Here is a 21,757-nt window from a genome sequence, read left to right on the forward strand (position 1 = left end):
GAATTTAGGCCTGTTGTGCCTCACGGTAGGCGTCGATAATCTCCTTGCGCAGCCGGCCTCGTTCGTTGACCTCGTAGCCGTTCTCGGTGGCCCATTTACGGATCTCTGCGGCTTCATTCTTCTGCTGGGTGGCGCGCATTGGCCGGCCCTTGCGGATGTACCGGCGGAATGCGGCCCGGAATTCTTTAGCATTAGCGGAGGTCAGGTCGATCTCATAGTGATTACCATCAATGCTGAACTGAATCGTTTCGTCCGCTTCGGAGCCATCCAAATCGTCGACCAGAATGACTTCAATTCGTTGCGCCACTATTAGGCCTCATTTCGCTTTCAGTGTGCTGAATAGGAATCGACTGATGGATCACATCACCATCTACTTATCGATTCTAAACTCTTTTGATTGCTTTCTACACCCAAAAATGAGGCTAATTTATATTAATGCGCTATTCCGCAGATTAACTTGGCCGATTTTCTTCAATGTCTGGTGAATCGGTTTCTGCGGATTCTTCAGCATCTTCGGAAACGGCAGTCGGAGTATCCGTCATACCCGCTTGGGCGCGGATTTCGGCTTCCGTTTCTCTTTCGAGCGCGTCGGCGCGGGTAATGGCTTTATAAACAAACCAAAAGATGATGAATACCCCGACGGAAGGGGCAAGAACGGCAAAGTACTCCCAGAACTGTTCCATCGGAGCCTCCTTCTAAGCTTCCGGCTTCAGAAGCGGGAAGAGAATCGTTTCGCGGATACCCACATCGGTAAAGAGCATGACCAACCGGTCGATACCCAGACCGATACCACCCATCGGAGGAGCACCGTATTCCAGCGCCCGCAGGAAGTCTTCATCGAGCTGCATAGCTTCTTCGTCACCGGCAGCAGCGAGCTTGGACTGCTCGGTCAGGCGTTCACGCTGAATCACCGGGTCAATCAGCTCGGTGAAAGCGGTACCGCGTTCCATGCCACCAATGATCAGATCCCAGGCTTCGATGACCTGCGGGTTATCCCGATGCGGTCGGGCCAACGGCTGAGCCGCCGGCGGGTAGTTGTACACAAAGGTGGGGTTGAGCAGGGTCGGTTCCACGATTTCACCGAAGAGCTCCAGCACAATGTTCTCCGGGCCCCATTCTGGGCGCAGTGCCACGTTGTGTTTCTCCGCGATTTCTCGCAGGCGCTGCTCGTCGGTTTCCGGGGTGATCTCCTCCCCGACAGCCTCGGACAGACCCGGGTAGACCTCAAGCCATGCCCATTCACCATCGAGGTTGATGGTGCCCTTGTGGGTTTCAATCTGGCGGCCGGCCCCGATCGCGTCGGCAGCGTTCAGAATGATCTGCTGCATACGCTCGGCCATACCGTACATGTCAGTCCAAGCCTCGTAGCACTCCAGCGTGGTGAATTCCGGGGAGTGCGTCGAGTCGACACCTTCATTGCGGAAGATGCGGCCGAGTTCGTAGACCCGGTCGATGCCGCCGACCATGGCCCGCTTCAGGAACAACTCGGTTGCGATGCGCAACGTCATATCCTGATCGAAAGCATTCAGGTGAGTTTCAAAGGGGCGTGCTGCCGCACCACCGTGGATGAGCTGAAGCATCGGGGTTTCCACCTCGATGTAACCGGCCTCGTCGAGGGTCCGGCGCACCGACTGCACAATCTTGTGCCGCTTGTAGACCATCTGGCGAGCTTCATCGCGCACAATCAGGTCAGCGTAGCGCTGGCGCACGCGGGTCTCTTCGTTCAGGTCCGCGTGCAGCACCGGCAGTGGACGCAGTGCTTTGGACGCCATCTGCCATGAGTCGGCCATGATGGACAGCTCACCGCGGCGGGAGGCGATGACTTCGCCTTCAACAAAGATGAAGTCACCCAAATCCACAAGGTGCTTGTAGTTGGCCAGTGACTCTTCGCCGACATTGGCTTGGGAGAGCATGACCTGGAGTCGGACCGCGTCCCCGTTGGTCGCGGATTCCTGCAGAGTCGCGAAGCAGAGCTTGCCGGTATTACGGGAGAACACGACGCGCCCTGCGATGCCAACACGCTCACCGGTGGAGGCACCGGGTTCTAGCTGACCGTCGTACTTGTCCCGAATCTGCCCCAGCGTGTGGGTACGGGCCACCTCAGCGGGGTACGGCTGGTGACCGGCGGAGAGCAGTTCGCCACGCTTGGCGATGCGGCCCTCACGAATTTTTTCGCCGGCGGACAGGCCGGACTCTGACGTGTCTGCAGACTGCACAGGATTATTGGAACTCACAGCTCTCTATTCTAGATGGTTCTGACGGCCAACCGAATTCGGGTTGCCCAGCTCACCTTCTTCAAGGCCTTATTGTGGGAAGAGTGAATACCGTGAAGATTCGTGGCACCGTTCCCAGCGGTGCAAAAGCAAGGATCGGTGCGACTCTGCACCTGCCTGCATCCCTGAGCCGGTACGTCTCCTCCCCCGGCGCAGCGCTAGCTGATGTGCTCGGCCGGTTGCCCGCCGAGTATCGGGAACAGACCGTCATTATCGCCCACGGCACCTTGGTCACCCAGCTGGCCTACTATCGGGCCGCCGGACAGCTGGTTCCGCTGCTGGATGCACCCGTACTCACATACGATCGACGCGGACGCATGGACTCATCGGCCCAGCCTGCCGACTACTCCGCCCAAACAGAGATCGAAGATTTGCAGGCATTGTTGGCGGCTACCGGCGCCAGCCGTCTGCTCGGTCATTCTTTCGGTGGCATGGTGGCGCTGCTGACAGCGGCCGAAGACGATCGGGTGAAGAACGTCGTCACCTACGACGCCCCGATCAACCTGAATGGGCGGTTGAATCACATGTGGTCCCCGGACGCGGATGATGCGTTCGCCGCCGGCCAGACCGGACGAGCGTGGGCGTTGCTGGTGAACCGGCTCGCTACCGCGGGGCCGCTGTCGTGGCTTCCGGTACCACTGCTGACCCAGGTTTCACGGATCCTGCCGCTATCGGGGTCGGGCCGCGAACATCTGCGTCTGATGGGGACCTGCCTGAACGAAATGCGGGCCGTCGTGCAGAGCAAACCAACCGTGAAGACCTTCGCGAACTTGCCCGAAACGACTCTGATCACTGGCGGCTTCTCACCGAAATACTTTGTGCAAGCCGCTCAGGCACTGGCCACCGCCATGCCGAGTGTGCATCTGCTACGTGCCGCCGGGTACTTCCATGAGGGACCGATGCGCGGGGACCGCAAGCTGGCGCGTGCCTTAGCCGAGGCGCTAAACCGTTAACCTAGAGTGATGCCATTTTCGTTCCGGCTGCCCCGACATAAAGGAGTTCCTGTGGCCAGTTCCACCACCACGTTGCGCACCGAAGACGGTGGCGTGCTGGGAATCCACAGTTATGCCACCTCGGAAGCTGACTTGCAGGCGCCGGGAGACAAACGTGTGGTGGTCGTCGGTGGGGCCTTCCTCACCGCCTCAATCTACCGTCCCTTCTGCTCACTGTTCGCAAAACAACTGGGTGATGGTTGGGCTGTGGACATCTACGACCGCAGAGGCCGCGGAGACTCCTCACCGCAGCCCGCGGACTACTCCATGTCCACGGAAATCTCCGACCTGGCTCTCGTGCTGCGGCACACCGGGGCAAAGAACATCATGGGTCATTCACTCGGCGGCTCGGTGGCCCTGAACGCGGTGCAAGCCTACGTTGGTGCGGATCCGCGGCGCCGCCATGAGGCAGCCCTTGAACTGGTTCCCCACAAACTCTGTGTTTACGACCCGGCGATCAACATCGATGGTTCGATCAACACCAGTTGGCTGCCCGAGTTCGAGCGTGCTGTCGATGAGCGCCGGTACAACACTGCCCTGAAGTACGTGCAACGCCAGATCAACCCGCGCGGCAGCTTCCAAGATGTTCCCGCTTGGATGATGACCGGGTTGATCGCGATGACCCGTCCCACCAAGTTCGGTCAGCGGATCCGTGCGCTGCTGCCAACCGCAGTGGGTGAGTTGAAAGCAGCCTTGCAGGAACAGGAGACAGCGGAGTCGTTCTCCGCTTTGCCGGCCAGCACCCACTTCATGGCTGGCGCCTTGTCCGCCGACTACTTCCAAGACACCGCGGTGAAGCTGCATCAAGCGATCGACGGTTCCACCTTCGAGCTGTCCCCGAAGTCGCTACATGGGGCTATCCCGTTTATGCACCCGGAGGTGCTGGCAGATATGGCCGACTACTTTGAGGGCCAGCCGAAACAGACTGACCCCCAAGAAGTCGCTAAAGCCAGGGACTGACCACTACCAAATGGTGACGCGCTCGGCCGGGTCCATCCAGAGCCCGTCGCCGGGTTGGGTCTGGAAGGCCTCGTGGAAAGCGTCGAGGTTTTTCACGATCTGGTTGCAGCGGAACTCGTTCGGTGAGTGTGGGTCGGTCGCCAACCGGACCTTCATGGTTTCCGGACGGGTTAGTTGACGCCAGCATTCGGCCCACGCGGCAAAGAACTTCTTGTCGTTCTCGGCGCTCGGTTCCTCGCCGACCTCGGCCAAGTGCAACTGGTACGCCTGGTAAGCGATTCCCAGTCCGCCCAAGTCCCCAATGTTCTCCCCAAGGGTGAGTTCACCATTGACGTAGCTGCCCGGGGTTTCAGCTGGCTCCAGCGCGGCATATTGATCGATCAACACCTTGGTGCGCTCGGTGAAAGCTTCCCGGTCCGCGTCTGTCCACCAGTCACGCAGGACACCGTCGCCACCGTACTTGGAGCCCTGATCGTCGAACCCGTGACCGATTTCGTGCCCGATCACGGCGCCGATGGCCCCGTAGTTGTAGGCGGCATCCCGGTCCGGGTGGAAGAACGGTTGCTGCAGAATCGCGGCCGGGAACACGATCGCGTTCTCTAGCGGCGCGTAGTAGGCGTTGACCGTCTGCGGCGTCATGTGCCATTCTTCCGGGTCCGGTCCATCCTCGATCTTGGCCACGTCACGTTCAAACTCGAACGCGTTCACGGCCATCACGTTAGCGACCAGATCGTCGCTGAGTTCAACCGAGGAGTAGTCGATCCACTTCACCGGGTAGCCGACCATGGGACGGAAGGTGCCCAGCTTCTCTAGGGCACGTTCCCGGGTTTCCGGGCTCATCCATTCCAGCGAGGAAATCGAGTTGTGGTACGCCTTGATCAGCATGTCGACCAGCTCGTCCATGGCGGCTTTGTGGCCGGCTGGGAAGTGCTTGGCCACGTACAGTTGGGCAACATCCTCGCCGAGTCCGCCGTTGATCAGGTCCACGCCCCGCTTGTAGCGTTCGCGCAGCTGCTCGGTTCCGGCCAGTTGTTTGCCGTAGAAGTCGAAGTTTGCATCCACGAACGCACCCGACAGGTAGGGGGCGAAGCTGCGCAGGGCCGCGGCCTTGGCCCACGCTTTGAAGTCGTCGAGGTTTTCGTCGGTGAACAACTCGTTCAGAGCAACCAAGTAGTCCGGTTGCCAGACCACCATTTCGGCGGTCAGCTTTTCGTCCAATCCGGCCCCGGCCAACCAGTCAGCCAAGACGGGGAAGGACTCGATGACTTGCTCGCGGGTCATCAGGTTGTAGCGGGCGTGTGCGTCACGCAGTTTGACCCGGTCCCAGTGGTGGGCGGCCATCTTCTCTTCCAGCGCGTACACCGACTCGGCAGTTGCGCTTGGGTTCTCCACGCCGCCGAGCTGGAAAAGTGTGGTGAGTAGCTGGCGGTACCCGCTCTGCGCTTGGGCGTATTGTTCGTCCCGATAGTAGGACTCATCCGGCAGGCCAAGCCCACCTTGAATCAGGTGCCATAGGATGCGGGAAGTGTCTCCGGCATCCTGCATCGAACCGGCCGCGAACGGGCTGGGCACCCCGGCCTTGGCCAGTTCACCCAGAATTCGGGCCAGCTGCCCGGCCGTGGTCGCGGTGTCGATGCGTTGCAGGACCGGTTGAATCGGGTTGGCGCCGGCGGCCTCGACGGCGTCCTCGTTCATGAAGGAGCCGTAGAGCTTCGCGATGCGGGCCTGCACATCGGTCGCGTTCCCGTCGGCGACTGCGGTGATGGCTTCTTCGGCGAGCTCTTTGACGGCTTCAATCGACGCGTCCCGCAGTTCGATGAAGGAACCGTAGCTGCCTTGGTCCGCCGGGATCTGGTGGTTGGCCAGCCAGGACCCGTTGATGTGCCGGTAGAGGTCATCTTGGGGTCGGACGGAGTTGTCCGCGTGGGCGGTCAACGGGTCCACGATGGTGTCAGTCATGTGGCTAACCTTTCAGGATTTTGTTGTCGATGAGTCGGACCGGGCCCACGAAGGCTGCCAGCAGGGCCAGCAGGCGTGGCGGCCAGCTTGTGGGGTCCGCGCGTTGTTCTTCGGTCAGGGGCGTGAACGTGTCCGCGTCCACGATGACCAGTTCGTCCACCACATCGTCTCCGGGGGCGGAGACCACGGACGCGGTGATGTGGTCGATGGCCGCTGCTACATCCAGTGGGCGCCCCGCGGCCGCTTCGGCGGCCAAGAGTTCGAGTCCTTCGTTCAGGGCGCGGGCTTGGATGAGTTGGTCTTCATTCAGGCGCTGGTTGCGGGACGACAGGGCCAGCCCGCCTTCGTCTCGAACGATCGGGACGGGGTGGATCTGCACCGGCAGGTTGAAGTCTTCCACCATGGCGCTCAGGATCGCCAGCTGTTGGGCGTCCTTCTGACCGAAGTAGGCGGTGAAGGGCAGCACGCCGCGCACTTCGGCTGCGCCGGCGGCCACGATGTTGAAGAGCTTGTTCACCACGGTGCCGACCCCGTCAAAGTGGCCGGGCCGTAGGGCTCCTTCAAGGACCTCACCCATGTGCCCGGTGCGCACGGATATCCGGGGTGTCTCATCCGGGTACATTTCCTGCAGTTCCGGCGCGAAGATCACGTCGACCCCTACTTCGGCCGCGATCGCCACATCGGCATCGAGGTTGCGCGGGTAGTTTTCGAAGTCTTCGGCCCGGTCGAACTGCAGCGGGTTCACGAACACGGAGATCGCGACGACAGCGTTGTTCGCTCTGGCGGTTTTGAACAGTTCTTGGTGTCCGGCGTGCAAGGCTCCCATGGTGGGGATGAAACCTAGAGTCGGCTCGGCGGCGTTGCTGAGCTTTTCGGCCAGCACGTCTTGGAATTCGGTGACCGTGGTGCATACGATCGGGGAAGAAGTCATGACTGCTCCTTGGAGTCATTTTCACTCAGCAGGGCCAGGATGGGCGCTGCAAGGTGGGCGGAGAGTTTGCCGGTTTCTACGGCGCGCAGCGCTGTGGCCTCGGCCAGCGCCCGATAGGCGGCACGTAAATCGTCCGGGATGCCCGGGTCTGCCAGCACGTCAAGGTGTGCGGCCAAGGTTCCGACGTCCCCGCGCGAAATAGGGCCGGTCAACGCGTTCTGCCCCGAGGCGAGCGCGTTCTCCAGTGATGCCCGCAGCAGGGGGCCGATGGCTGCTGCCGGCTCTTCAATCCCGCAGGCGGCCAATTGTTCGGTCGCTTGGGCCACGACCGTGACCAGGTGGTTCGATCCGTGGGCCAGCGCCAGGTGGTAGCGGGGCCGGTCCGCTTCGGCGATTGTGACCGGTTCACCACCCATTTCCACGACGAGCGCTTGGGCAATCGGCAGCACGGTGGCGGGGGCGGTCACCCCGAACGGGCAGTCAATCAACCGTGTCAGGTCAAGGCTCATCCCGGTGAAGGTCATGATGGGGTGGATGGCCAGCCCGATGCAGCCTTTCGCTGCGGCAGGGGAGAAGACCTCGGTACCGTACTTGCCGGAGGTGTGGATCAGCAACTGTCCCATCTGCAGGTGTCCGTTCTCCGCTAGTCCGGACACCAGGGGTGCAAGGGCGTCATCCGGGACGGCGAAGAGGACCAGTTCGGAGCGACGGCAAATCTCTTCCGGTTCCAGCACCGGCACGTCCGGTAGGAGCGTTTCGGCGCGGGTCCGGGACTCATCGGAGACAGCGTGCACTCCGGTGATGGCGTGGCCGGCTGCACGCAGGGCGGCGCCGAGCACGGCACCGACGCGTCCGGCGGAGATGATCCCGATGCCGAGGCGTGGCTGTGATTGGGTCGGCGGGAGTGTCATTCTTCAACCAGCTCCTCGGTGCGACGATGAAATTCGGCCAACTCCCGCTGCTCCATCCACGTCTCTTTCTCGGCGTAGCGGCGAGCCCGGCTGGCGACCCTCAGCATGGCGGCTAAGAGTGGCTCGGCCGCCGCGACCGGGATGTTTCGGCCCAAGGGCTGGACCCCACCGACCGGGACGTCGGCTTTCACGTGCATGATTCCGGCCAATCGTTGCAGTGGGCCCTGCCGCAGAAAGACTCCTTGGAGTCGGTTCAAGCTCACCAATTGAGCGTGCCGGGCAATGAACCCGGACCGGGCCAAGAACAGCGTCCCGTCCACGCCGGCGGCCAAGCGTGGCTGGGCGAACGGCGCCAAGAATCGGGCCTTGGCTGGCGCTTTGTACAGCTGCGCTTCACGGTGGCGTTCCTGCTCTCCCACCGGGTTGGCTGGATTGACGTGGGCCAGATGGTATGCCCAGTACATGATCTGTTCATCGGCAACATCGGGCAGCAGCAGCGGAATGACCCGCTCCACGTCCTGCCACGTGCCGGCCGGCAGGACGGTTTCCCGCTGCACCGTGCCGGTGGCGCTGGTCTGATCCCCTGCGGAGAAGCCGGCAACGTTGACCTTGATTTCGTACCGGTCAAAGATCCGATGCACCCAAGACTGGTTGAGCTCGACCGCTTGGATTCGTCCCGGTGGCAAAGTCTGGTCGGTGGTTGAGCTGAGACCCGAGCGCAGACGCAACCCGTCTTGGGAGTGCAGCAGCCGAAAGTTTGCGTACCGGTTGGCCCGGGGCAACAGGACACCGAAGACACCAAAAATCAGTGGCAGCAGGACAGCGAAAGACAGGGTCTCTTCCCCACTGAGGAACAGCGCGGTACCCACACCTGCGCCGGTACCCAGGAGCACGAACAACACCCAGAGGACCTCCGGGGCGGAGAGCACCATGACGGTGGTGAGCCAGCGTGGAATCCGTGCAAGCTCGACCTCCCCGTAGTTCTCCACGTATTCGTGTTGGGTCTGACTCTGGGTGGGCACGCCCTCATCGGTGCCCGCGGCACTCGCATAGCCCCCTTCCGGCTCGGTGGCTGGCTGCGGGGGTCCGATGCGACCGCCTCGGCGCAAGATCTCGTAGCGTAGCGCCTCCGCTTCGGCGACGGGGACATAGCGCAACTGCAGGGTTTCGTCGGCGGAGTCAGCGACATCAAAATTCAGTCCGGCTTGCCCCAGCGCGCGGGCCGCAAACGGTCGGGCGACGTCGATGGACTGGATTCGGTTGATCCGGGCCTGATTCTCTTTCTTGTTCAGCAGACCGGTGCGGACCCGCACGTATTCTTCATCGATCTGGAACCAGGTGACGAACCAGCGCACGGCCGGGGAGGTGAGCATGAAGACCAGCACGAGGGCAAAGAATGGGTAGCGGGACAACAGCGCTAGTGGGTCGAAATCTGCTTCGCGGGGCAGCTGAAACAGCAGGACTGCGGCGATACCGACGATCGCGATCCAGCCATCGATGATGATCGATTTAGGGTCGGCGCGGTGCCACTGTCCGTCGCTGAGTTTGCTGGTGGTGACCGGTTGCTGGCTCATGCTTAGAGTCCTGCCAGTTTGGCTTGGCCGCGGGCCACCAGTTCTTCACGCAGTTGTTCGGCTTTTTCACGTGGCAGCCCAGCCAACGCGATGTTGGAGTTGACGCCCGCGGTGCGTAACTGCAGGTTCGCCAGACCGAAGGCTCGCTCGAGTGGGCCTGAACTGACTTCGGCGGATTGGATGCGTCCGTACGGCACGGCCCACACCCGGTGGAACATGACTCCGCGGCGGAAGAGTAGTTCTTCGTCCCGTTCGGCGTATCCCATGGCCTTGTAGCGTTTGTAAATCAGGACCAGACGGGTGATGAGGCCGATGATGACCAGCAGGGCGTAACCGGCCAGAGCGTAAAAGCTAGCCCACTCGTATGCCTGGTTGTTCTGCAGAGCCGGAATCATGTTGGGCACCATGGTGGTCACGGCGTACCAGAGGCCGGCGAAGATGACCGCATTGATCAGCAGGGAAACGAGGATCCCGACGAGTTGGTAGCTCGGGTAGCGTGGATCGACCCGTTGCCAGTTGATCGGTTGCTGATCCAGAGCGTTAACGCTGAGTGGTTGTGCGGGCATACCCACCTTCCCTTTCGGTCGGGTCTAGCCCGCCCAAAAGTTTGTTTGACGAGGTTTCCGATTCTTCCTCATCTTCCTCGTCATCATCAATCTTGCAGAAGAACTCCACCAGATAGCCGATACCCACTAGCACCGCACCGGCGACGAGGTAACCCCACCCCCAACCGATGGATTGGGAGCCGGTGGCTCCTGCCGGAATCAGGTGTAGCAGGATGCCGGCGTGCCAGCCGGCGACCAGGGCGCCACCGTAGGCCGCGGCTTGGGCCAGGATGACAACCCGGGCGGCGGTCATGGGTGCGATGCGGGCTTGGATTTTGCGGGTCTTGGACAGAAACACCCACAGCCCCAACCCGATGTTGGCCAGCCCGATGGCGGCCAGCGTGATGAGTGAGGCGGTCGGTAGCACCGGGGTGGGCAGACCTTGTTGGCTGGCCCACCAGGACACGGCCCAGCCGATGAGCCCGAAGATCAAAAAAACCAGCGCCAGCCAGTGCAGCTTGAGTTTAGCCATGGCGTCCCTTCGCCCTGTTCAGCCCCTCCCGGTCAGGGCACTGGCGCAGCAATTCGGTGATGGGGGTGCCGTTGAGCGTGGCGTGCGGTTCCATCCACGACCACGGTTCCAGCACGAAGGCCCGCTGGTGGGCCAACGGGTGGGGCAACCGCAGGATCGGTGAGTCCTGTTTCACGTCCGCGTATGTGATCATGTCAATGTCGAGGGTGCGTGGGCCCCAGCGGATGGTCCGTACCCGGTCGTGGTCGGACTCGATTTGCTGGCACGCGCCTAAGAGTTCAAACGGTTTCAGGGTAGTGGCTACCCGGACCACCATGTTGACGAAGTCGGGTTGGCCTTCCGGCCCGCCAACCGCCTTGGTGATGGCGCGCGGGCTGACGTTCAGCACCCGAATGTTGGGGTGGTCCTGCAACGCTTCAATGGCGGTGTCTAGGGTGGTGTCCTTCTCCCCTAGGTTGGATCCGAGGGCAAGGATGGCCTGCTGCCAGCTCGGGGTAGCTTTGTCCCGGCGGGCCACATGGGTGACCGCCACGGATTCGAACGGCACCTGGATGGGGGCATCCGGCTTGTGCACCCTGACTTCCAACCGGTCGATGGTCGGGAAGTTCTGCAGGATGTCGGTGGCAATGTTGGCGGCCAACCGTTCGATCAGGTTGACCGGTTCACCCACAATGTGGGCGTGCACCAAAGCGGCGACCTCGCCGTAGTGGACGGTGTCGGTCACCTCGTCGCTGCTGGCGGCGGCGGAGAAGTCGGTACCAATGTTCAGGTCAACGGAGAAGTGCTGGCCCTGGTAGCGTTCTTGGGCGAAGACGCCGTGGTAGCCGTACCCGTTGACCCCGGTTAGTTGGATCCAGTCCATTTGCGTGCCACCTGAACTGCTGCCACGGATGCTTCGACTTCATGGACCCGCACCGCCCACGCCCCGTGGGCAGCGGCCAGTGCGGAGACGGCCGCGGTGGCCGTATCGCGTTCGCGCGGTTCGGCCGGCAGCCCGGCCTTCTTCAGCATGCGTCCTAAGAAACGTTTGCGGCTGGCGGCCACCAGGACCGGGTGGCCCAGCTCGGCGAGCTGGTCGAGGTGGGCCAGCAGCGTCCAGTTGTGTTTGGCCTTCTTGGCAAAACCCAGCCCCGGATCAATGATCAGCTGCTCGGGTTTGACCCCGGCGTCGAGGAAGCGTTGGCGGGTGTGCCGCAGCTCGGCCACCACATCGGCGGCCACATCCTCGTAGTTGGCCATGGCGTCCATGGTCTGCGCGGTGCCGCGGTTGTGCATCAGGATGTAGTGGGCGCCGGAGCGGGCCACCAGTTCGATCATCTTGTCCGTGACGTGGATGCCGGAGACATCGTTGATGATGACCGGGCCCGAGGCGAGGGCTTCTTCGGCGATCTCGGCGTGCATGGTGTCCACGGAGACCACCACCCCGTATTTGACGAGGGCCTCGATGACCGGGATGACCCGGTCCCGTTCAACTTGCAAGGAGACGGGTTCGGCACCGGGGGCGGTGGATTCGCCACCGACGTCGATGATGTCCGCGCCCTGTTTCACTAAGGTGAGGGCGTGTTTGATGGCCGCGTCCGCGTCCGGAAATTGGCCGCCGTCGGAGAATGAGTTGTGGGTGATGTTGACGATGCCCATCACCAAGGTGCGGTCGGTGGGCAGGTCGTTGAAACCACGGCGCTGGGATTTACGGAGAACCGGGATGGGGGAGGTTGCGGGACCGGTTCCGGGAATGGCGGCCAGTGAACTCATCGTGTTCCTTTTCGTGGTTGCGAATGACGGTACGGTCGTTAGTGCTGGTGGATCAGGCTCATGGCCTCAAGGCGGGTTGAGGTTTCACGCAGTTGCCCGCGTACGGCCGAGGTGATGGTTTTGGAACCTGGTTTGCGGATGCCACGCATGGACATGCACATGTGTTCTGCTTCTAGTACTACGATAGCGCCCTGCGGATTCAGGTGCTCCATGAGGTCCTCGACAATCTGAGCGTTCAGCCGCTCTTGGACCTGTGGTCGCCGCGCGTACACTTCCACCAACCGGGCCAGTTTGGACAGGCCGGTGATCTTGCCTTCTTTGGATGGGATATAGCCGACGTGGGCGACACCGTAGAAGGGCAGCAGGTGGTGCTCGCACATGGAGTAGAACGGGATGTCTTTGACTAGGACGAGTTCTTCGTGCTCGATGTCGAAGGTCGTGCCCAGCACGTCCGCCCCGTCCCGGTGCAGGCCGGCGAAGAACTCGGCGTAGGCTTTCGCCACCCGTTTGGGTGTGTCCATTAGGCCGTCCCGGTCCGGGTCCTCACCGATGGCCTCGAGGATGTCTCGGACCGCGGCCTCGATCTTGGGCAGGTCCACCTCGCGCGGCTTCTCTTCCGCGGTCGGGTCCACAATTTTGCCGGTAATAGGGTCTTTCAACACCATGAACAAACTCCCCTTTTTCTGGGTTAGCCCAACGGTGGGTTCTGTGAAGGGTTCTGGGGTGGTTCCGGGGTCTGTGGCGGCTGTGGGTTAGCCGGCGGGTCGATCATGACTTCCGCGTGGCCTTCCTCTTCCGCCAGTTCTTCCTCGGTGGAGCCGTGCGTCATGGCGGTGTCCGACGGGGAGGCCACCGGTGGCTTCTGGGATACCGGGCGGGCCTCGTTGAACAACCACACTTCGCGCTCGGGGCGCTTGATGACTGGTTTGAAGATCTCCTCGATCTCCTTCTGGTTCAGGGTTTCCCTCTCCAGCAAGGCGTAGGACAGATCGTCCAGGACCTGACGGTTTTCCATCAGGATCTCGTAGGCTTCCCGGTGCGCCTGGTCCAGAAGTTTGCGCACTTCTTCGTCCACGATGGCCGCGGTGCCTTCGGAGAAGTCACGGTCTTGGCCGGCGTCACGACCCAGGAAGGGTTCGCCGCCGCCGGAGCCGAGCTTGACGGTACCGACCCGGTTGCTCATGCCCCACTGGGTGACCATCTTCCGGGCGGTTGCTGTGGCCTTCTCAATGTCGTTGGAGGAGCCGGTGGAAGGATCGTGGAAGACGATCTCTTCGGCCACCCGACCACCCATGGCGTACGCCATCTGGTCGAGCAGCTCGTTGCGGGTCACCGAGTACTTGTCGTCTTCGGGCACCACCATGGTGTAGCCCAAGGCGCGGCCGCGCGGCAGGATGGTGATCTTGGTGACCGGGGCGGAGTTACGCAGGGCCGCGGCGACGAGGGCGTGGCCGCCTTCGTGGTAGGCGGTGACCTTGCGCTCGTGTTCCTTCATGATGCGCGAACGCTTCTGCGGTCCGGCCATCACACGGTCGATCGCCTCGTCTAGGGCGCGGTCGTCAATCAGCTGCGCGTCGGAACGAGCGGTCAGCAGGGCTGCCTCGTTCAGCACGTTCGCCAAGTCGGCGCCGGTGAAGCCCGGGGTGTTCTTGGCGACCTGGCGCAGGTCAACATTGTTGGCCAGTGGTTTGCCGGCGGCGTGGACGTTCAGAATTCGTTCGCGACCGACGAGGTCCGGGGCTTCGACCGGGATTTGGCGGTCGAAGCGGCCCGGGCGCAGCAGCGCCGGGTCGAGTACGTCGGGGCGGTTGGTGGCCGCGATCAGGATGACGTTGGTGGTGGCGTCGAAGCCGTCCATTTCCACCAGCAGCTGGTTCAGGGTCTGTTCGCGTTCGTCGTTACCGCCGCCGATGCCGGCGCCACGGTGACGGCCGACCGCGTCGATCTCGTCCACGAAGATGATGGCCGGGGAGTTGTTCTTGGCCTGTTCGAACAGGTCACGGACGCGGGAGGCACCCACGCCGACGAACATTTCCACGAAGTCGGAACCGGAGATGGAGTAGAACGGGACCCCGGCCTCGCCCGCAACGGCGCGGGCCAACAGGGTCTTACCGGTACCCGGAGGGCCGTAGAGCAGCACGCCGCGGGGGATCTTGGCGCCCACGGCCTGGAATTTCTCCGGCTGCTGCAGGAATTCTTTGATCTCGTAGAGCTCTTCGACGGCCTCGTCAGCGCCGGCCACATCGGAGAAGGTGACCTGCGGGGTGTCCTTGGAGATGAGTTTGGCCTTGGATTTGCCGAACTGCATGACCTTGGAGCCGCCGCCCTGCATGCGGGAGAGCAGGAACCAGAACAGGCCTAGGATGATGATGAACGGCAGGATGAAGCCCAGCGTGGACAGGAACCAGTTGTTGACCACCGGCTGGTCGGTGTAGCCGTCCTTCAGGTCCGCGTTGGTCATGGCCGCGACGACGTCGTCGGCGCGCGCGGTGGAGTAGAAGAAGTGGACGGACTTGCCCATGTCCCGGTCGTCGAGTTTGAAGTTCTCGGCCAGTTCTAGGTCGACGCGCTGATCGCCGTCAAAGATTTTGGCTTCGACCGCTTTGTTCTCTTGCAGCAACTCCATACCGATGTGGGTGTCCACCCGGTTGGTGTTGCCGGAGGTGAGCATCGGCAGCAGAAAGAGCAAGAACCCTAGGGCAAGGAGGATCCAGATCAAGGGCCCTTTGAAGATTTTCTTGGCGTTCAAACTCTTCTCCTGCTTACGAATACCGCTCTCACAGCGTCAACTACACGTGCGCTGAGTGTTCGCGCACGCCACAGGTACGCGCACTTCAACGCATGTATACGGTATCTGTTTCCCGGCGTTCAATGCACGTTAGTGCCGAGCTTTCACCTCTAGGCGTAGCTGGGCAATTACTGGTAAACGTGTGGTGCGAGGGTGCCGATGCAGTCGAGGTTGCGGTATTTTTCGGCGAAGTCCAGACCGAAGCCGACCACGAATTCGTTCGGGATGTCGAAGCCGACGTATTTGACGTCCAGATCAGACTTGGCCGCATCCGGTTTGCGCAGCAGGGTGCAGATCTCCACGGAGGCGGGGCCGCGGGATTCGAAGTTGGCCTTCATCCAAGACAGCGTCAGGCCGGAGTCGATGATGTCCTCGACGATGAGCACGTCCCGGCCCATCAAGTCGGTGTCCAAGTCTTTCAGGATGCGGACCACACCGGAGGACTGGGTTCCGGAGCCGTAGGAGGAGACCGCCATCCAGTCCATGGTGATGTGGGATTCCATGGCCCGCAGCAGGTCTGCCATGACCATGACGGCGCCCTTGAGCACGCCCACCACCAGCAGGTCTTTGCCCTTGTAGTCGGCGTCAATCTGCGCGGCTAGTTCCTTGATCTTGTCCTGGATTTCTTCCTTGGTCAGAAGAACTTTTTCCAGATCATTCTTAATGACGGACGCGTCCACACCGGCTCCTTTTAGGATCGAACAGTTATGAAGACAAGTTTTCCATATTTGGCCGGGTTCTGCCGCCGCACCCCGGGGGTTCGTTGGCCACGCCACACTTCCACCCCGCCGGGGAGCTGAACGGGCCCGGCTGATTTGCTTCCGGCCAGTAACTGCTCGATCGCCCCGGTGCGCTCATGCGTCAAGGCTTCGGCCCCGAGCTGGTGGGCGGCCATCGCGAAGAGCCGGGCCCGTAGCCCGGCCGGTTCGGCTTTCAGATCTGTCATATCCAACTCAACCTTCTGTGGCTGCACGTTGGCGAGCGTGGCAAAGCGTTCTTGGGCCAGCGAATCAATGATGTCGGCGTCTTGGCGGCAAATCTCCGCCGTCCGCGCCAAGTTCTCCCCCAGTTGGTCCCCCAACAGGTCAACGAGTTCGGGCAGGACGTGGGTGCGGATCCGCGAGCGCAGGTACGCCGGGTCGGCGTTGGTTGGGTCCTCCCACCAGGTGAGTGATTCTTTGGTGCAGATCTGCTCGGTCTCGGCCCGGCTGACCTTCAGGAAGGGACGATAGTAGTGGCCCCGCTGCGGCGGCATCCCGGCCAGGGAGCGGGTGCCGGAGCCGCGCACCAACCCGAGCAGTACCTGTTCGGCCTGATCATCTTTGGTGTGTCCCAGCAGAACGCCTGTCGCTCCGGTTTGTTCTACTGCCTTCTCGAACGCCGCGTAGCGGGCTGCTCGAGCTGCGGCTTCCACGCCCGCACCGGCCTGAGTGATTTCCACTTGCTGCTGCAGCACGGGTGCCAGCCCGAGTGCACGCAAGGTGGCTGCCGTCCGATCGGCGACCGCCGCGGTGGCTTCTTGGAGTTGGTGGTCGATCACGATCGCCCCGGCCCGGAAGCCAAGCTTTTTCTGCAGGAACGCGGCTGTGCTGGCCAAGGCCAAAGAGTCGGCGCCACCGGAGCAGGCCACCAAAAACAACGGGGGCTCTGCAGCGTCAGGGTGCCGGTCAGCCAGAATCGGTTCCAGCAGCGCGGTCAGCGCGGCCCGGGCGTTAGCTTGGGCCGGTGTGAGTCCTCCACCCATGGCGAGGCTAAGGGTTCACCACGCGTGCGATCCACTGGGACGGGTTGTGGATCTCCGTTTCGGTCGGCATGTTCTGCGGGCTGCCCCAAACCATGTTGAACTTGTCCATCCCGACTTCGTCCACCACGGCCTGCACGAATTTCTGGCCGTCCTGGTACTGGCGCATCTTGGTGTCCATGCCGATGAGTTTGCGCAAGAACTTCTCCACCGCGTTCAGGTTCTCCGAACGTTTGGTGAACCGGCGGCGGATCGTCTTCACGCTGGAAACAATGGAGGAGTCCACCGCATCCATGACCACGTTCGCGTGCCCCTCCATCAGGGACATGATCGCGGTCAGCTCGGAGAACATCCGGGCCTCGTCCTCATTCAGGACCTTGCGAATCCCCTTCCCGGGCAGGTCCTCAACCTCGGTTGAGCTGGTCCCAGATTCAAGCTCTTGTTTGGTGCCCAACAGGGCGTCCTTGAGCCGGGTTCCCATGTCCCCGGCGGAGGCGAACAACGAAGAGGACAGGCCACGGATCAGGGTGGCCATGTGGCCGCGCAGCCACGGGGCGGCGGCGAACTGCACCCGGTGGGTTTGTTCATGCAGGCACACCCACATGGCGAAATCGTGGGCATCCACGTTCAGTTCTTCGCGCACCTTCACGATGTTTGGTGCCACCAAGACCAAGCGTCCCCCGGTTGGGCCTTCGCCCAGCGCGCAGAACGGTTCGAACTGGCCGAGGACTTTGTCTCCGAGGAAGGCCAGAATCATGCCCATTTCGACGCCGCTGCCCGCACCGCCAATGGCGAGGTTGGTTTCGGTGAAGGAGTCTGGTTTGCGCGCCACCACCTCGGTCAGCACCGGCGTAAGCAGGTTCTTGAAGCCCTCGATGTTGGCTTTGATCCAAGTGGCGCGGTCCGAGACCAGCGTTGGGGAATCCTCTAGCCGATCGTGCACATCCAGTCCCGTGATGTTTTGGACGTGCCCCACGGAGTCTTCGGCGGCTTGCCGAATGAGCGCGACTTCATCGGCGATCGCGGCCCGGTCCAGCTTGGGGCCGGCTCCGACCATGGTGACGGCGGTTTTCTCCGCCACTGACCAGTTGATGAGGGAGGGCTGTGCACTGTTCATGACTTCATCAGATCACATTGAACCCGCATGATGACACCGGTTTATCTGTCAGCTTGATGGCTCAGTGGAACAGGGCCCGGATGATCCGATCGACCTTCGCTTTGGCTTCAGGCTGCTGCCCCAGCGCGTTGTCCACCGTGATGGAGAAAGCGTAGGTGCCCGACTCGCCCTCCACGATGCCGGACAGGGCCACGGCGTGCAGCAGAGAGCCGGTCTTACCCGCCAATTTCCCGGTGGTGCCGGAGCCAACGAACCGGTCCTTCAAGGTTCCGCTCTTACCGGAAACCGCAAGCGCGTCCACGTAGGGTTTGGCGATGTCATGACGTGGGTTCTGCGGGTCCGCCGCTGCCCGGTGGGTGGCTGCGGTCGCCCGGGCTAGGACCGTAGGTGGGATGGTGTTGTGCACGGCCAGGCCAGAGGCGTCCACCAGCTCGACCTGCTCTGCGGTGTCCTTGGTCGCGAATCCGCGGGTGTAGCGTTGCAGCTCCGCGGCGGCCGTCTTCTCGTCGGCCTTCAGGCCCTGTTCTAGCAGGGAGCCGCGCAGCATGGTTTCGGCGATCTGGTTATCGGAATGCTGCAGCACCGGTTTCAGGTCTTCGGCGATCGTGTGCGAGTGCACCTCGGCCACCTGCTCGGCCTGCTGCGGTGTCTGCTGGCTGATCTGCTCCGCCGCCGGCAGCGCCTGAACTGACGTATCGGCCTCAGTCTTGGCCAGCGCCTTGGTCAGTTCGCGGTGGAACCGATTCCCGATCACCGTGGTCGGGTCAGCGCCACTGCGGTTGGCTTGGGTACTTGGGCTCTCGCGCCCACCGTAGAGGGCGGCCGGGCGCAGCGGTGCGATGTTCCCGTTGGTGGCCAGCACCGGGTTCCAGTGCGAGTTCAGCGGGCCGCCGGTAAAAGCGGTATCATCAACACGAACATTGACCCGTACCGGACCTTCAACCTCGCCGCTGCTCAGTTCTTCGGCGATCTTCTCGGCCGTTTGCTTCGCGAGCCGCGTGATCTTCTCATCGGTCAGGTTGGCGTCCCCCGTCCCGACGACGGTGGCAGTCAAAGCCGGTTCCAACGTTTGCAGGCTGGATTTTCCGGACAGCGCGACGGTGGTGCTGAAGCGGTGGTCCGGTCCGAGCGCCTCCAGCACGTACAGGCTGGTCATGGTCTTCAGCAGCGACGCCGGGGAGACGGGACCGTCCTGATAGGTGTACAGACTCTTACCCGTGCGGGCATCAACCACGGAAATGTGGGTCATCCCCACCCCGCCGTCGATGTGCTGGCGCACATTCTGCAGCGTTTTCTTCTGCTCTTCGTTGACTTGGCCCTTGGCGCCGAGCTGTGCGGCCTGCTCCGCCAGTGATCCGTCCGCCGCCAGCAGCGTCGCGGCCCCGGGCTTGGTTGTCGGCTTCTGCGAATTAGACGGCTTCGGGGTTGGGCTGGCTGCACCGGGGTTGTCGGCCCCACCGGTGGGTTCACGCTGGGTGCCGGAGATGTTGTCCGGGCCCAACTGCGGCAGCTTCAAGACCTCGTCGCGGAACCACAGCGCCGGCAGGGCTACGACGACCGCCAACGCCAAGACAAACACGAACCAGAATCGGCGGTTCAGCCACCGTCGCCGCTGTTGCACGCCCACACCTCTTTCATCACTGACATGCTACCGGCACAATGCACGTAAACCCGGTTCTGCTCGCTAAGCTGGTGGGAGGAAAACTGCACCGACCACACACTCATAAAGGAGTCCACATGCAGCACGACGTCACGATCGAGATCCCATCCGGTTCCCGCGTGAAGTATGAAATCGACGAGGAGACCGGCCGCCTGCGCCTGGACCGCGTCCTGTTCACCTCCATGCAGTACCCCACCCACTACGGGTACTTCGAGGACACCCTCGGCGAAGACGGTGACCCGCTGGATGCGCTGGTCTGGATCCCGGGCGTTGACCTGCTGCCCACCACCATCGTGGAAGCCCGCCCCATCGGCGTGTTCAACATGACCGACGACGGCGGCGGCGACGCCAAGGTGCTGTGCGTCTCCGCTGACCCGCGTTTCGACCACATCAAGGAACTCTCCGATGTGGACGAATTCCTGATCAAGGAAATCGAGCACTTCTTCACCCGCTACAAGGACTTGGAGCCGGGCAAGTGGGTCAAGGCTGAAGGCTGGGCCGACCGCGCCGAAGCCGAAGCCGAACTCTCCCGCTCCATCGAGCGCTTCAAGAACCAAGGCTAAGCCCAGAAACGCCCAAGCCAGTGTTCGTCCTGACTATCAATCAGCGGGATACCGCTGAAGCCACCGACCGCGTTGACGAACTGATCGCCGCGACGGCGCACCTACCTGCGCTGCGCGGCTTTCAGCGGTCGTGGGCCGATGAGGCGATCGGGGTGTTCGAAGACGCCCCCACCGCCATTGACGCCGCCCTGATCGCGGTGCGTCAGCGCCGCTGGTCTATCGGCATCGGGGCCGGCCCGGTCCTGCGTCCCTTCCCGGATGACATCCGCGAGGCCGAAGGCTACGGGCTGATCTACGCCCGGGAGGCGGTGGAACGGGCCCAAGCATCCAACGAACGGGTGCCGTTGGCTGTTGTCGGGCTCAATGAGGAGCTTGCCGGCGAGGCCCAAGCCGTGCTGAAACTGCTCGGCCAGCTGGTTTACACGCGCACCGACGCCGAATGGCGGGTGCTAGATCTACTGACTCCGGGCGTGCGGGGCCAATACAAGGCGGTCGCCGCAGCACTGGGCATCTCGGTCCAAGCGGTGTCCCAATCGGTGCGCCGCTCCTACTGGATCCAAGAGTGGGAGTCCCGTCCGGCCGCCGCCCGTTTACTGGGCTGGGCGGGAAGCGGCGAGCACTCGTTCGAGTACTAGCGCGGCACCGTCATCGTCCACGTGGGCGGTGACCTCGTCAGCCACGGCCTTCACCTCGGGTGGTGCCTGGCCCATGGCCACACCGTGGCCAACCCATTCCAGCATCTCAATGTCATTGCGGCCATCGCCGATCGCTAGCGTCCGCTCCAGCGGAACATCCAGCGTCTGGCGCAGCGCCTCACAGCCGGAGGCCTTGGAGATCCCGGCGGCGGCAATATCCAACCAGGCGGTCCAGCCCACTGAATAGGTCACACCGGACAGGCCGAGTTTCTCCACGGTCTGGCCGAATTCCTCGGCCGTGGAGTCGGTGGAGAAGACCACTAGGCGGACCGCTTCCACATCCAGCATGTCTTCAAAGCGCACACCGATGGCGCGCACCCCGAAGGACGGATCTTGGAAGCGTTCGGTGGAATAGAAGTTCCCGTCGGAGCCCTCCACCGCGTATTTGGCGGTCGGGAGCTCTTCGCGCAGCTTCAGCAGCGCATCCTTAGGGTCAAAGGTTTTCTTGTCGATGACCTCGTAGCCGTCCTCCAGGGAGGAGTCGAGGCGGATGGTCACCGCGCCGTTGCAGACCACGGAGTAGCCATCGGTCAAACCGATCTGCTGGATGATCGGCAGCGTGGCGTGCAGGGAACGACCGGTCGCAATCTGGACGTGGTGTCCCTGTTCCACGAGGGCGCGGCAGACTTCGCGCACCCGGTCATTCATGTGACCGTAGTGGTCCACGAGGGTGCCGTCGACGTCGAGGCAGATTTGGTGTTTCTGCTCGTCGGGAAGCTGTGTTAGTGCCGGGGTTCCGGCATCGGGGAAGCTCATGTTTTCTG

The 21,757-nt window shown here is 62.4% G+C and carries 22 protein-coding genes; 4 read left to right on the forward strand and 18 right to left on the reverse strand.

From position 1 onward, the window contains the following. Positions 1 to 4: 4 nt before the first annotated feature. From ACFFFR_RS08185 to lysS, 3 genes are all read right to left on the reverse strand, one after another. Complete coding sequence (locus tag ACFFFR_RS08185) at positions 5 to 307, reverse strand: histone-like nucleoid-structuring protein Lsr2 (protein ID WP_377459454.1); 303 nt, start codon at positions 305 to 307, stop codon at positions 5 to 7. Positions 308 to 452: 145 nt separating this feature from the next. Then, positions 453 to 683 (reverse strand): hypothetical protein, encoded by a 231-nt coding sequence (locus ACFFFR_RS08190; protein ID WP_377459456.1) that lies wholly within the window; start codon positions 681 to 683, stop codon positions 453 to 455. A 12-nt stretch (positions 684 to 695) separates the two neighbouring features. After that, the gene (gene lysS, locus ACFFFR_RS08195; RefSeq protein WP_377459777.1) at positions 696 to 2,216 is read right to left on the reverse strand and encodes a lysine--tRNA ligase; all 1,521 of its coding nucleotides are present in this window, start codon (positions 2,214 to 2,216) and stop codon (positions 696 to 698) included. A gap of 101 nt (positions 2,217 to 2,317) precedes the next feature. Between lysS and ACFFFR_RS08200 the strand changes: the two genes are divergently transcribed. Together ACFFFR_RS08200 and ACFFFR_RS08205 are read left to right on the forward strand one after the other, a co-directional pair. Next, entirely contained in the window at positions 2,318 to 3,226 is a 909-nt protein-coding gene (locus tag ACFFFR_RS08200; protein WP_377459458.1) for an alpha/beta fold hydrolase, read from the forward strand. Positions 3,227 to 3,277: 51 nt separating this feature from the next. Further along, positions 3,278 to 4,225 carry an alpha/beta hydrolase gene (locus tag ACFFFR_RS08205; RefSeq protein ID WP_377459460.1) on the forward strand — a complete coding sequence of 316 codons (948 nt, stop codon included), beginning with the start codon at positions 3,278 to 3,280 and terminating at the stop codon, positions 4,223 to 4,225. Between the two features lie 3 nt (positions 4,226 to 4,228). Here the strand turns inward: ACFFFR_RS08205 and ACFFFR_RS08210 are convergent, their stop codons facing one another. The 14 genes from ACFFFR_RS08210 to ACFFFR_RS08275 form a co-directional block, all read right to left on the reverse strand. Then, positions 4,229 to 6,184, reverse strand: coding sequence for a M13 family metallopeptidase (locus ACFFFR_RS08210; RefSeq protein WP_377459461.1), 1,956 nt, complete (start codon positions 6,182 to 6,184; stop codon positions 4,229 to 4,231). 4 nt (positions 6,185 to 6,188) lie between these two features. Further along, positions 6,189 to 7,115, reverse strand: coding sequence for a pantoate--beta-alanine ligase (gene panC / locus ACFFFR_RS08215; RefSeq protein WP_377459463.1), 927 nt, complete (start codon positions 7,113 to 7,115; stop codon positions 6,189 to 6,191). Next, complete coding sequence (locus tag ACFFFR_RS08220; RefSeq protein ID WP_377459464.1) at positions 7,112 to 8,026, reverse strand: Rossmann-like and DUF2520 domain-containing protein; 915 nt, start codon at positions 8,024 to 8,026, stop codon at positions 7,112 to 7,114. The genes panC and ACFFFR_RS08220 overlap by 4 nt, the downstream gene beginning before the upstream one ends. Then, complete coding sequence (locus tag ACFFFR_RS08225) at positions 8,023 to 9,600, reverse strand: PH domain-containing protein (protein WP_377459466.1); 1,578 nt, start codon at positions 9,598 to 9,600, stop codon at positions 8,023 to 8,025. The genes ACFFFR_RS08220 and ACFFFR_RS08225 overlap by 4 nt, the downstream gene beginning before the upstream one ends. Positions 9,601 to 9,602: 2 nt before the next feature. Continuing rightward, complete coding sequence (locus tag ACFFFR_RS08230) at positions 9,603 to 10,166, reverse strand: PH domain-containing protein (RefSeq protein WP_377459468.1); 564 nt, start codon at positions 10,164 to 10,166, stop codon at positions 9,603 to 9,605. After that, positions 10,141 to 10,677 carry a DUF3180 domain-containing protein gene (locus ACFFFR_RS08235; protein ID WP_377459470.1) on the reverse strand — a complete coding sequence of 179 codons (537 nt, stop codon included), beginning with the start codon at positions 10,675 to 10,677 and terminating at the stop codon, positions 10,141 to 10,143. Before ACFFFR_RS08235 ends, ACFFFR_RS08230 begins: the two co-directional genes overlap by 26 nt. Then, complete coding sequence (gene folK / locus ACFFFR_RS08240; protein ID WP_377459472.1) at positions 10,670 to 11,539, reverse strand: 2-amino-4-hydroxy-6-hydroxymethyldihydropteridine diphosphokinase; 870 nt, start codon at positions 11,537 to 11,539, stop codon at positions 10,670 to 10,672. Before folK ends, ACFFFR_RS08235 begins: the two co-directional genes overlap by 8 nt. Beyond that, entirely contained in the window at positions 11,521 to 12,429 is a 909-nt protein-coding gene (gene folP, locus ACFFFR_RS08245) for a dihydropteroate synthase (RefSeq protein ID WP_377459473.1), read from the reverse strand. The genes folK and folP overlap by 19 nt, the downstream gene beginning before the upstream one ends. A 38-nt stretch (positions 12,430 to 12,467) precedes the next feature. After that, positions 12,468 to 13,094, reverse strand: coding sequence for a GTP cyclohydrolase I FolE (gene folE, locus ACFFFR_RS08250; protein ID WP_377459475.1), 627 nt, complete (start codon positions 13,092 to 13,094; stop codon positions 12,468 to 12,470). Between the two features lie 23 nt (positions 13,095 to 13,117). Then, on the reverse strand, positions 13,118 to 15,178 hold the full coding sequence (gene ftsH, locus ACFFFR_RS08255) for an ATP-dependent zinc metalloprotease FtsH (protein WP_377459477.1): 2,061 nt from the start codon (positions 15,176 to 15,178) through the stop codon (positions 13,118 to 13,120). Between the two features lie 167 nt (positions 15,179 to 15,345). Further along, positions 15,346 to 15,897: a hypoxanthine phosphoribosyltransferase gene (gene hpt / locus ACFFFR_RS08260; RefSeq protein ID WP_377459479.1), complete on the reverse strand. Its 552-nt coding sequence runs from the start codon at positions 15,895 to 15,897 to the stop codon at positions 15,346 to 15,348. An 11-nt stretch (positions 15,898 to 15,908) separates the two neighbouring features. Beyond that, positions 15,909 to 16,961: a tRNA lysidine(34) synthetase TilS gene (gene tilS, locus ACFFFR_RS08265; protein WP_377459481.1), complete on the reverse strand. Its 1,053-nt coding sequence runs from the start codon at positions 16,959 to 16,961 to the stop codon at positions 15,909 to 15,911. A gap of 7 nt (positions 16,962 to 16,968) precedes the next feature. Then, positions 16,969 to 18,075, reverse strand: a complete 1,107-nt coding sequence (locus ACFFFR_RS08270) for an Rv3626c family coenzyme F420 biosynthesis-associated protein (protein WP_377459483.1) — start codon at positions 18,073 to 18,075, stop codon at positions 16,969 to 16,971. A gap of 61 nt (positions 18,076 to 18,136) precedes the next feature. Next, positions 18,137 to 19,702: a D-alanyl-D-alanine carboxypeptidase gene (locus tag ACFFFR_RS08275; RefSeq protein WP_377459485.1), complete on the reverse strand. Its 1,566-nt coding sequence runs from the start codon at positions 19,700 to 19,702 to the stop codon at positions 18,137 to 18,139. Positions 19,703 to 19,812: 110 nt separating this feature from the next. Between ACFFFR_RS08275 and ACFFFR_RS08280 the strand changes: the two genes are divergently transcribed. Both ACFFFR_RS08280 and ACFFFR_RS08285 read left to right on the forward strand, forming a co-directional pair. Further along, complete coding sequence (locus ACFFFR_RS08280) at positions 19,813 to 20,298, forward strand: inorganic diphosphatase (protein ID WP_377459487.1); 486 nt, start codon at positions 19,813 to 19,815, stop codon at positions 20,296 to 20,298. 20 nt (positions 20,299 to 20,318) lie between these two features. Next, entirely contained in the window at positions 20,319 to 20,933 is a 615-nt protein-coding gene (locus ACFFFR_RS08285; protein ID WP_377459489.1) for a hypothetical protein, read from the forward strand. On the opposite strand, the gene ACFFFR_RS08290 is transcribed toward ACFFFR_RS08285, so the two are convergent. Further along, positions 20,889 to 21,749 carry an HAD family hydrolase gene (locus tag ACFFFR_RS08290; protein ID WP_377459778.1) on the reverse strand — a complete coding sequence of 287 codons (861 nt, stop codon included), beginning with the start codon at positions 21,747 to 21,749 and terminating at the stop codon, positions 20,889 to 20,891. The genes ACFFFR_RS08285 and ACFFFR_RS08290 overlap by 45 nt on opposite strands. Positions 21,750 to 21,757: the final 8 nt, after the last annotated feature.

The organism is Micrococcoides hystricis, assembly GCF_042434215.1.
In the GTDB taxonomy this organism is placed as follows: Bacteria; Actinomycetota; Actinomycetes; order Actinomycetales; family Micrococcaceae; genus Micrococcoides; species Micrococcoides hystricis.

Excerpts from the sequence above, each read along its gene's own strand:
- ACFFFR_RS08190 (WP_377459456.1), bottom strand. The coding sequence starts at position 683 with ATGGAACAGTTCTGGGAGTACTTTGCCGTTCTTGCCCCTTCCGTCGGG.
- ACFFFR_RS08230 (WP_377459468.1), bottom strand. The coding sequence starts at position 10,166 with ATGCCCGCACAACCACTCAGCGTTAACGCTCTGGATCAGCAACCGATC.
- ACFFFR_RS08225 (WP_377459466.1), bottom strand. The coding sequence starts at position 9,600 with ATGAGCCAGCAACCGGTCACCACCAGCAAACTCAGCGACGGACAGTGG.
- folP (WP_377459473.1), bottom strand. The coding sequence starts at position 12,429 with ATGAGTTCACTGGCCGCCATTCCCGGAACCGGTCCCGCAACCTCCCCC.
- ACFFFR_RS08280 (WP_377459487.1), top strand. The coding sequence starts at position 19,813 with ATGCAGCACGACGTCACGATCGAGATCCCATCCGGTTCCCGCGTGAAG.
- folK (WP_377459472.1), bottom strand. The coding sequence starts at position 11,539 with ATGGACTGGATCCAACTAACCGGGGTCAACGGGTACGGCTACCACGGC.
- tilS (WP_377459481.1), bottom strand. The coding sequence starts at position 16,961 with ATGGGTGGAGGACTCACACCGGCCCAAGCTAACGCCCGGGCCGCGCTG.
- ACFFFR_RS08220 (WP_377459464.1), bottom strand. The coding sequence starts at position 8,026 with ATGACACTCCCGCCGACCCAATCACAGCCACGCCTCGGCATCGGGATC.
- ACFFFR_RS08290 (WP_377459778.1), bottom strand. The coding sequence starts at position 21,749 with ATGAGCTTCCCCGATGCCGGAACCCCGGCACTAACACAGCTTCCCGAC.
- ACFFFR_RS08270 (WP_377459483.1), bottom strand. The coding sequence starts at position 18,075 with ATGAACAGTGCACAGCCCTCCCTCATCAACTGGTCAGTGGCGGAGAAA.
- panC (WP_377459463.1), bottom strand. The coding sequence starts at position 7,115 with ATGACTTCTTCCCCGATCGTATGCACCACGGTCACCGAATTCCAAGAC.
- ACFFFR_RS08210 (WP_377459461.1), bottom strand. The coding sequence starts at position 6,184 with ATGACTGACACCATCGTGGACCCGTTGACCGCCCACGCGGACAACTCC.
- ACFFFR_RS08235 (WP_377459470.1), bottom strand. The coding sequence starts at position 10,677 with ATGGCTAAACTCAAGCTGCACTGGCTGGCGCTGGTTTTTTTGATCTTC.
- folE (WP_377459475.1), bottom strand. The coding sequence starts at position 13,094 with ATGGTGTTGAAAGACCCTATTACCGGCAAAATTGTGGACCCGACCGCG.